Here is a 9,181-nt window from a genome sequence, read left to right on the forward strand (position 1 = left end):
CTGCACAATATTTATTGAGAGAATATTTATCGATTTTGTCTTCTCTCTTGGCATCCATCCAAAGCCTTAATGCTTTGTTTCTGATGAATTGTACTGTACGAATAGCTTCATCAATGGCAGAACACTGACTTGGTTTAACCACGGCTTTCATTTCTAAGACAATCATTGTTTATCGACCTCAAACAACTTATTTTAAGTTAACCTGTAGAGCATCGGATTGTCAAGATTTTAGTTGACATCGAAGCTCTTACATCGAAGCCCCTCGAAATGTGTCGAAATGTGTCGAAATGTCGTGCTTCGCTGTTTTATACTGGTCGGGGTTTCATCCCGTCGCTAAGCGCGAGGGTCTTCACCCCGACATTCAAGATAAAATAATCAACAATCGACAGTTGAGGGAAAAAACTTGTTAGTTATCGGTTTAATCAGTGGCACATCGGTGGATGGTATCGATACCGCTTTAGTGGAGATTAGCGGTACAGTGGAATCTCCACAGGTGCAGTTATTAGCTGGAGAAACCTATCCCTATTCCCCCCGATTACGCGAGACAATTTTACAAGTCTGTGGGGGAGAAAAGCTCGACCTTGAAGCTTTAGCCAGCTTAGATGATGATATCGCCGCAGAATTCGCCCGTGCCGCTTTAAATATCCAAAAAGAAGCCCCAAAAGCCCAATTAATCGGCAGTCACGGTCAAACCGTTTTTCATCGACCCCCCGCAAACGATCGCCTCGGTTACACGGTACAATTAGGACGGGGAGCAGCGATCGCAAAAATTACCCGTATTCCCACCATTAGTAATTTTCGCGCTGCCGATATCGCCCAAGCTGGTCACGGTGCGCCCCTAGTGCCGAAAATTGACGCTTATCTGCTTTCTCACCCCACTAAAGCCCGCTGTGTTCAAAATATCGGCGGTATTGGCAATTTAACCTATCTACCCCCCCGACAAAGGGAAAATTGGCAGCAAAAAATTTTCGGTTGGGATACTGGACCGGGCAACGTCCTCATCGATTTGGCCGTACAATTTTTGAGCCAAGGACAACAAACCTACGACCATAACGGTCAATGGTCCGCTCAGGGTCAACCCTGCTCCGAATTAGTTCATAAATGGCTACAGGAGCCTTATTTTCAACAATATCCCCCTAAATCCACTGGCAGAGAGTTATTTAGCCCCGCCTATCTAGCCCAATTGCGCGAGGATGCCCAAGCTTATTGCCTCAGTGATGCCGACTGGTTGGCTAGTTTAACCGATTTAACCGCCATTTCGATCGCCCACAGCTATCAAACCTTTTTGCCAGAAATGCCCGCGGAAGTGCTGCTCTGCGGTGGTGGCGCTCGTAATGCCTACCTGCGCCAACGACTCCTAGCACATTTGGGGTCAAATGTCAAGCTTTTGACCACCGATGAGGTAGGATTAAATAGCGATTTTAAAGAAGCGATCGCTTTTGCCCTCTTGGCCTATTGGCGCTGGCACAATTTCCCCGGTAATTTACCGCAAGTCACGGGGGCAAAAGCAGCGGTTTTATTAGGAGAAATTTACAGATGAGCAGCAGCTATGAAATATTTTCAACAATTCAACGCCAAAGGGTCAGCGATGGGCAAATAGTGCCAATTTTAAGCGATTGTGCCGATTATAAACGTCTTTTAATTCTTGTTTGGCCGCAATTGGGAGATTTTGATAGTCTCGAATACGCTTGGTGGTTAGAAAAAGAGGCAGCCCTTTGGCAAAATGCCGGGATAACCATTCGTGCCATCGGTATCGGCGATCGCAATTCAGGGTTAAAATTCGCTGAATATACGAAATTTCGGCAAGATTGGCTGTTTGTTGACCCCAAAGCCGAATTACATAATTTATTAGGACTTTATCGCGGTTTATCGCTAAAATTACCTGGGTTTTCTCCCGGGCAAAATGCTTGGTTAAATCTAATTTTTATGTGTGCGGGTGTGGGTAGTCCGGGGACTCTGGCCGAAGTGCTGCGGGGTTATCTTGGCGATCGCAAAGCCCCCCAATTAATTGCCGAGGAGGAAACAATGCAAGCGCGGCCTTTACCACCTTTCCGGGGTTCCCTATTCAATCTTGCTGGGGGTCAAGGTTTTCAGCGACCTTTTGAATTAGCCACCCTGAGACTTCGTAATATGAGTCAAGTTTTGGGCAATTGGTCAACATATATCCCCGATAGTAGTTATCTCACCCAACGGGGAGGGACTTTTTTATTTGATAGTCAAGGAAATTTACTCTATGAGCATCGGGATCAAGGTATCTTGGGATTTGCTGAGAATATGAGTTATCCCCTCGCTTTTTTGCAGGATTAAGCTTTTTTATTCTGCATCTCGCTCACTCCCAACTCTTGACTTTTACCTTTTCTAGCTGATAGCTAAAAAACTACTTAAGTAGGGCTTGCTGAATAATGGTAAAACCCTTTTAAAATAAGGCTTTTGACCTGTTAAAGTCCGATGTTCATGCTGCGAAAATAGGATTGGGACTTTCAAAAACCTTGCATTATCCTTCTTGTAGTACATCGCTTGGTACAAAAAACAAGGGCAACAAAGCCTGAAACGACTGGCTCCTGACGACCGGCTACTGACTCCTACCCCCAGGAAAAACTTTTTCAGCAGACCCTAATTACACATTTCGATCAAGCTTTTGCTCCTTGCCTATCTTCACTAGGAAATTTATTTTGCATGACTACTTATTACCTAAAGATTGATGAGATTATTTAACGATTGATCCACAACTATCGGGGGTTATTTACCTAAGAGATAAGTAAATATTATTTTAAGTTTATTTAAGGCTGTCATTACTAATGCTAAGTTGAGCCGGGTAAATTTTCCTGTAGTATCAAAAGGAAAACTCATTCGACCCGTTCAGTTTAAACGGCGAGAGAAGGGATTTTAAGACTGAGGAACAACCTATGGCAAAAAAAACAAAGACAACCACTTATAAAGTCACCCTGAAAACACCTGGTGGCGACCAGACAATTGATGTTCCCGATAATGAATATATTCTCGAGGCAGCAGAAGCAGAAGGATTAGATTTACCCTTTTCTTGCCGTGCTGGTGCTTGCTCTAGTTGCGCTGGTCAAATCGAATCTGGTAGCGTTGATCAGTCTGATCAATCCTTCTTAGATGATGATCAAATTGAAGCGGGTTATGTCCTCACCTGTGTCGCCTATCCTACTTCTGACTGTGTGATCGTCACCCACAAAGAAGAAGATTTGTACTAATTTAACTCAATATTTATTTGGGGGTTAGATACTCCAACAATAATAGAGCGGGAACTGCAAGAGCGACAGTTCTCGCTTTATTTGTATTTTTGCCTCTTGACTCGACAGTGAGATACAGCCAAAAAATTAATCCTGCTAGAGGTTTTCTACAAATTCATAATTATATGGTAGTATAGTTATAAAGTTATATAAAGGGAGTCAGAGATAATGCTATTCCGTCAGATGTTTGATCCCGAAACCAGCACTTATACTTATTTGATTGCCGATCCCGTCAGCAAGGAAGCGGTATTGGTGGATCCAGTGCGGGAACAGGTGGAAAGGGATGATCGGCAATTACAGGAGCTAGGATTAACGCTAAAATACTGTTTAGAAACCCATATTCACGCCGATCACGTCACAGGAACTGGAAAATTAAGGCAAATCACAGGCTGTCTGGGTATAGTTCCCGAAAATGCTCAAGTAGCCTGTGCTGATCGCCATCTGGCAGATGGAGAGGGATTGTTACTAGGAAATATCACCATCAAAGGGATCGCTACTCCTGGTCACACCGATAGTCATCTAGCCTATTTAGTCAATAACAGTCATATTTTGACGGGAGATGCCCTATTTATCCGAGGTTGTGGTCGTACCGACTTCCAAAGCGGCGATGCTGGTACCCTCTTTGATTCGGTCACGCAAAAACTTTTCACTCTCCCCGATAGTACCCTAGTTTATCCCGGCCACGACTATCGCGGTTTAACTGTCTCCACCATTGCCGAAGAAAAACAATACAATCCCCGTTTTGTCGGACGTAACCGCAGACAATTTATCGAGTTTATGAACAGTCTTAATTTACCAGATCCCAAAAAGATCATGGAGGCAGTTCCCGCTAACCAAGGCTGCGGTAATTTAGGAGTTGTTTTAGCTTCAAGATCCATTCAGGAGATTAACGATGACCAATACCACAAATCAGGCAAAATTACTAGAATTTGATGCCCATACTTTAAAAAACTTAATTGAGCGTCGAGAAGTTTGCTTAATTGACGTGCGAGAACCGGGGGAGTACGCAAGCGATCGCATTCCAGGGGCGAAATTAGTACCACTTTCCAGTTTTAACCCCGATTTGATCGCTTTTGACCCCAATCAAACCCTAGTTCTCTACTGTAATTCCGGCAGCAGATCCACTGTAGCAGCACAAAAACTGATTGCGGCAGGATTTAGCCAAGTTGCCCAGCTTAAAAACGGCTTAAATACTTGGAAAAGTGCGGGTTATGCCACCGAAAAAGACCAAAATGCGCCAATTAGCCTATTCCGTCAGGTGCAGATCGTCGCTGGTTCCTTAGTAGTCCTCGGAACAGTATTAGGAGCCTTTCTCTCGCCTTGGTTCCTGATTTTAAGCGGTTTTGTCGGTTCTGGTCTAGTTTTTGCGGGGATTAGTAATACCTGTGCTTTAGCTATGCTTCTGGCTAAACTTCCCTATAATCAACCCCATCAGTAAGCAGTAATCAGTCATCAGTAATCAGTAACCAGTAAATAATGAAATATGATTTGCTGATAACTGATAACAAGAGAAGAATCTAAAACCTAAGATGTACTTAGTTTCTAGCCTTCTTTTTAGGTAGGAGAATTGTCAGATTCTTTACTTGGGGCCTGTTGCCTTCAGAAACTGATAACTGATAACTGATAACTGATAACTGAAATGACTTGGTTAATTGGACATTTATTAGCCGTTTGTACGGGGATTAGTCTGGGATTGTTAGGAGGAGGAGGTTCTGTACTAGCATTACCGATTCTAGTCTATGTGATGGGAGTACCGACCAAATCTGCGATCGCTATGACGCTTCTAGTCATCGGTAGTGTCAGTTTACTCGGCACGATTCCCCACTGGAAAAAAGGCAACATTAACTTAAAAACCGCTTTTATCTTCGGTTCTGCCACGATGGTAGGGGCTTTTTTGGGAGCAAGATTAGCCACATTTCCCTTTGTCACTGCCACCTTCCAGATGCTCCTGTTTGCGACACTAATGCTCCTAGCGGCAGCCTTTATGATCCGCAGATCAGCACAGATAGATAATCCTGATTATAAAGCCCGCGATCGGCAAAAAAATCTGACTCTCTACCCCCAACCAGTCTGCCGATATTGCTGGCTCTGGTTAATGAGCGAAGGAATTGCTGTGGGTGTCCTGACGGGATTAGTTGGGGTTGGGGGAGGCTTCGCTATCGTTCCCGCGCTGGTATTATTGGGTAAAATCCCCATGGTTCAAGCGATCGCCACTTCCCTGCTGATTATTTTCCTCAATTCTGTAGCCGGATTACTGGGTTATTTAGGTCATATTAGCGTCGATTGGCAGTTAACCCTATCCTTTGCTTTTGCGGCTGCTCTCGGTACTCTTATCGGTTCCTATCTGGGACAGTTTGTGTCCGCAAAACAGTTACAAAAAGGTTTTGGTTATTTTCTCTTAGCGATCGCAACTTTAGTTTTAATTCAAAATCGTCATATCCTGTACAATTTCCTGACTCCGAAAGGCAATTCTATCATCCCAGCGGAGAAGACTATCAATCGAACTGAAGTCAATTAAATCTCGATACTGGGAGAATTGCTGCAATACTGATCAGCTGCTTGCCTATCCACATCACTTGTTAAAACTACATGGGAGAGGCACTGGAGCTTTTTGCTGTTTAAGACTGATAACTGATAACTTACCCACTGATAACTGATCACTGATCACTGATTATCGGCCCACTTCAGCGAAAATCTCGGCTAAAATCTCCCCAGCACCAGCCTCGCGCACTTTATGGGCTAAATCTCGTCCTAAGACTTCCCCATGGCTAGGATCACCGCTAACCGAGTCCTTAATCAGGCGCTTACCGTCGAGACTAGCCACCATACCCGTTAAAGTTAGGATACCATCCTCGATCGCCGTATTCACTCCGATGGGAACTTGACAACCCCCCTCCAACTCCCGTAAAAAAGCGCGTTCAGCATAGCATCTATCGCGGCTAGGGGCGTGTTCCAACACTTTTAGGACTTCCAAAACCTCTGGATCAGCATCGCGGCATTCTATCCCTAAAGCCCCCTGTCCCACCGCATGGAGAGAAATTTCCGCCGGAATAACCTGATGAACTCGATCGCCCAATCCTAACCTTTCCAATCCCGCTACTGCCAGAATAATCGCGTCGTATTCTCCCGCGTCCAGTTTTGCCAGACGGGTGTTAACATTGCCGCGCACATCCTTAAAAGTCAGATGGGGATAATGGTAACGCAACTGGGCCAATCGCCGCAGGGAAGAAGTCCCCACTACCGCACCTTCTGGTAAAGTGTCTAATTGATAGTCTTGGTTTTCGCTATTTACCACCAAAGCATCGGCCGGATTAACTCTTTCGGTGACGCAACCCAAGATTAAGCCTTCCGGCAACTTAGTGGGCAGATCCTTGAGAGAATGGACGGCAAGATCGATCGATCTATCCAAGATTCCCACTTCTAATTCTTTGGTAAATAAACCCTTATCACCGATTTTCGCCAGGGCCACATCGAGAATTTTATCGCCTTGGGTACTCATCGTCTCCACCTCAAACTGTCGATGGGGGTGGTGTTTACTCAATTCTGCCTGTACCCAATAGGTTTGTACTAGGGCTAACTGACTTTTACGGGAACCGATACGCAGGGAACGAGGAGGACTAGAAACGGACATATCTGAAGTAGGAATTTAACTAAACATCTATCTGACTGCTCGATCTAGACTATCCTGATCTCACCCCTGTTGAGTAATCACTTTCTAGCTTAGGCATAAATAGTTACATCTCTTAATATTTTTAGACAAATAGGGTTATGGGGTTTTCGGGAAGGGGTCAAAGTTTTAAGGTCAGTGGTTCGGTTTCTGCGTTGGTATCTAAAAAATTAACCGACTGCAAACCCTGTATAGGGTCTAACTAAAGGTTCATGAAGAGCTAAGACAATATCCTCTTTAGGAACACCTAAATTAACTAATTCATTGGCGATTCCCACTTCAGGGACATCATGTTGAACCCAAATTTCGCCATTTTTTATATCAAGATGTAATACCAAATTTCTAAATTCCTGACAGACATAGAGCTTCTAAAATCCAAGACCATCCCGTTAAATACCCGATAGTGTCATTGGATAAACGATTTAAAAGAGCATCGAGTTTATCTCTTAAAGCATCAAGAGATTCAAAAGTTTCCCATGCCAGAAAATTTTTCAGGTACAGCCAAACTCTCTGTTGCGGGGTTAACTTCAGGACAACAAGAAGGTTGATAAAACAAGATAATATTGTCGGGAATTTCTAAGTGTCCCGCAATATGTGCAGGAGCGTTATCTACTTGTAAAATATGTAATTCATTGGGAAAAGCTGGCGATAGTTGTAATAGATATTCTCCGAAACAATCCCCATCTAAAGGGGAGAATTCATAGAAGAAGCTTCTTCCCTGTCGAGGCTCTACAGCCCCGTACAGCCAAAAGCATTGGAAGTTATCTTGAAAATTACCAATCGGCTTAACTCCGAAAAGAGTTATTTTATTCCGAGCAATAGTGTGACAACCAAATCTACTTTCATCCTCGCACCAAAAACTTACTTTCTCGTAACGCTTTACTTTCTCGCTTTCCCTGTCTAGTAAAGCTTTTAGTCGTTTAGATAAGTTCGCTTTAAACTCATCTACTTCGCCAGGCAATTGTCTCGGATTTCGTGGTCTAGGTACTTTTAATTGAGCTTCCTAATTCCTGTCTAACGAGACGATAAACTGTTGTATAGCTGACGGAAATTTCTCGAACGACCGAGAGCCAAAAATAAATCTCTTTATAGCTGGTAAAACCCACTGGGTCTTTTAATTCGTTTTGTAAAAGAGCGACTTCTTCTACCGAAATCTTTTTCGGTCTTCCTGGTGGGTTTCCTTCAGATAATAATCGCTCGATTCCTCCTTTTTTTGTAAAAACTTAACCAGCGATGGATTGTTCTTTCCCCTCGTCCCATTAATACCGCTAAATGGCGAACCGTCTCTACCTCCCCCATCTTCAAAAAATATAAGGACTGTACTTTAGCGTAGGCTAAACTACTTTTTTGTTGTTTCATTAATTCTTTTAAATCTTCTACTGACTCAACAATATCAATTTTGGGTACGACTGGCATCGCTAATTTATCCACTTAATCATCTTTTCTATAAGTATGCCATAGTTTTTGAAATTTGGTATAAGTAGCTAGGCAGAATTAAACTTAAAACAGTGAGTTTCGTATTCTCCTTTTTGAGCGCGAGCTTCGCTCCCTTGTTTAACAGCGATCGCTAAATCGTACTCATCGGGAAAAATTTGACCTGCCAGTTCGTGAGTTTTCAATTGATGCCATTCAGTTTCAATAAGATTCATTTCAGAGGAGTATTTGGGCAGTTGAAAGAAAAATAATCCTTGCTGCTGCCACTTATCCCAATAATCTCTGACTTGCTTACTTGTATGAATGGGATGATTATCTTGAACGATGACGGTAATCTCCCCCGTCTTTTCAAAATGTTGGGCAGCAAGTTGGGCTTGCCATTCGAGAAGCTTAATATAAGTGTCCCCGTATAGAGAGCCTAATTTCAATCCATAGTCAAAACTCACTCCCACCGAGTAAAGTCCCAGAATATTTAATCTTTTTCCTCGTCTTTTAGTCTGTTCTAAGACTTTCTGCTCTCCAAGACGAGCATAAGTGTAGCTGACGGGACTCCAAAGAGAAAAACCTGATTCATCCAAAAATTTTAGACGGATTTCTCCGGCACTATGCGCCCAGAACAACCAGTCTAAATCGGCTTTTTTAGCTAATTTAACTTGAGGATCAGCACAATTGGGTTGTTTATATATTGGGTTCTTCGTTACTTGGTATGGTTCGATAGGGGGGCATAAATCGACTAAATCCTTATCTGGCAAGAGACTTAATTGATTAGTTCGCTCTAGAGCAAAAACAATTGACAAAAATCGCTAAATGCCTTTCTCTATAA

At 43.2% G+C, this 9,181-nt stretch carries 8 protein-coding genes and 2 pseudogenes; 6 read left to right on the forward strand and 4 right to left on the reverse strand.

Annotation, left to right across the window (positions count from 1 at the left end; genetic code table 11):
• Positions 1 to 403 precede the first annotated feature (403 nt).
• The 6 genes from PX482_RS25890 to PX482_RS25915 all read left to right on the forward strand — a co-directional run bounded on the left by PX482_RS25890 (position 404) and on the right by PX482_RS25915 (position 5,775).
• Entirely contained in the window at positions 404 to 1,540 is a 1,137-nt protein-coding gene (locus PX482_RS25890; RefSeq protein WP_002758811.1) for an anhydro-N-acetylmuramic acid kinase, read from the forward strand.
• Positions 1,537 to 2,307 carry a peroxiredoxin-like family protein gene (locus PX482_RS25895; protein WP_002758812.1) on the forward strand — a complete coding sequence of 257 codons (771 nt, stop codon included), beginning with the start codon at positions 1,537 to 1,539 and terminating at the stop codon, positions 2,305 to 2,307. The genes PX482_RS25890 and PX482_RS25895 overlap by 4 nt, the downstream gene beginning before the upstream one ends.
• Before the next feature lie 599 nt (positions 2,308 to 2,906).
• A complete protein-coding gene (locus tag PX482_RS25900; RefSeq protein WP_002758813.1) occupies positions 2,907 to 3,218 on the forward strand; it encodes a ferredoxin in 312 nt (103 codons plus the stop codon).
• Positions 3,219 to 3,425: 207 nt separating this feature from the next.
• Positions 3,426 to 4,190 (forward strand): MBL fold metallo-hydrolase, encoded by a 765-nt coding sequence (locus PX482_RS25905; RefSeq protein WP_284526102.1) that lies wholly within the window; start codon positions 3,426 to 3,428, stop codon positions 4,188 to 4,190.
• Entirely contained in the window at positions 4,150 to 4,695 is a 546-nt protein-coding gene (locus PX482_RS25910; protein ID WP_002758815.1) for a rhodanese-like domain-containing protein, read from the forward strand. The genes PX482_RS25905 and PX482_RS25910 overlap by 41 nt, the downstream gene beginning before the upstream one ends.
• A 201-nt stretch (positions 4,696 to 4,896) precedes the next feature.
• Positions 4,897 to 5,775 carry a sulfite exporter TauE/SafE family protein gene (locus PX482_RS25915; RefSeq protein WP_288095824.1) on the forward strand — a complete coding sequence of 293 codons (879 nt, stop codon included), beginning with the start codon at positions 4,897 to 4,899 and terminating at the stop codon, positions 5,773 to 5,775.
• A gap of 153 nt (positions 5,776 to 5,928) precedes the next feature.
• On the opposite strand, the gene hemC is transcribed toward PX482_RS25915, so the two are convergent.
• From hemC to PX482_RS25935, 4 genes and pseudogenes are all read right to left on the reverse strand, one after another.
• Positions 5,929 to 6,888 carry a hydroxymethylbilane synthase gene (hemC, locus tag PX482_RS25920; protein WP_288123206.1) on the reverse strand — a complete coding sequence of 320 codons (960 nt, stop codon included), beginning with the start codon at positions 6,886 to 6,888 and terminating at the stop codon, positions 5,929 to 5,931.
• Positions 6,889 to 7,094: 206 nt separating this feature from the next.
• Positions 7,095 to 7,262, reverse strand: a pseudogene (locus tag PX482_RS25925) (element excision factor XisI family protein); the annotation flags it as partial.
• Positions 7,263 to 7,266: 4 nt separating this feature from the next.
• A pseudogene (locus PX482_RS25930) lies at positions 7,267 to 8,340 on the reverse strand (IS630 family transposase).
• A gap of 68 nt (positions 8,341 to 8,408) precedes the next feature.
• Entirely contained in the window at positions 8,409 to 9,155 is a 747-nt protein-coding gene (locus PX482_RS25935; RefSeq protein ID WP_288123207.1) for a transposase, read from the reverse strand.
• Between the last annotated feature and the right edge of the window lie 26 nt (positions 9,156 to 9,181).

It is taken from the genome of Microcystis sp. M53602_WE12, assembly GCF_030065455.1.
Lineage (GTDB): Bacteria > Cyanobacteriota > Cyanobacteriia > Cyanobacteriales > Microcystaceae > Microcystis > Microcystis aeruginosa.

Excerpts from the sequence above, each read along its gene's own strand:
- PX482_RS25900 (WP_002758813.1), top strand. The coding sequence starts at position 2,907 with ATGGCAAAAAAAACAAAGACAACCACTTATAAAGTCACCCTGAAAACA.
- PX482_RS25910 (WP_002758815.1), top strand. The coding sequence starts at position 4,150 with ATGACCAATACCACAAATCAGGCAAAATTACTAGAATTTGATGCCCAT.
- PX482_RS25895 (WP_002758812.1), top strand. The coding sequence starts at position 1,537 with ATGAGCAGCAGCTATGAAATATTTTCAACAATTCAACGCCAAAGGGTC.
- PX482_RS25915 (WP_288095824.1), top strand. The coding sequence starts at position 4,897 with ATGACTTGGTTAATTGGACATTTATTAGCCGTTTGTACGGGGATTAGT.
- PX482_RS25905 (WP_284526102.1), top strand. The coding sequence starts at position 3,426 with ATGCTATTCCGTCAGATGTTTGATCCCGAAACCAGCACTTATACTTAT.
- hemC (WP_288123206.1), bottom strand. The coding sequence starts at position 6,888 with ATGTCCGTTTCTAGTCCTCCTCGTTCCCTGCGTATCGGTTCCCGTAAA.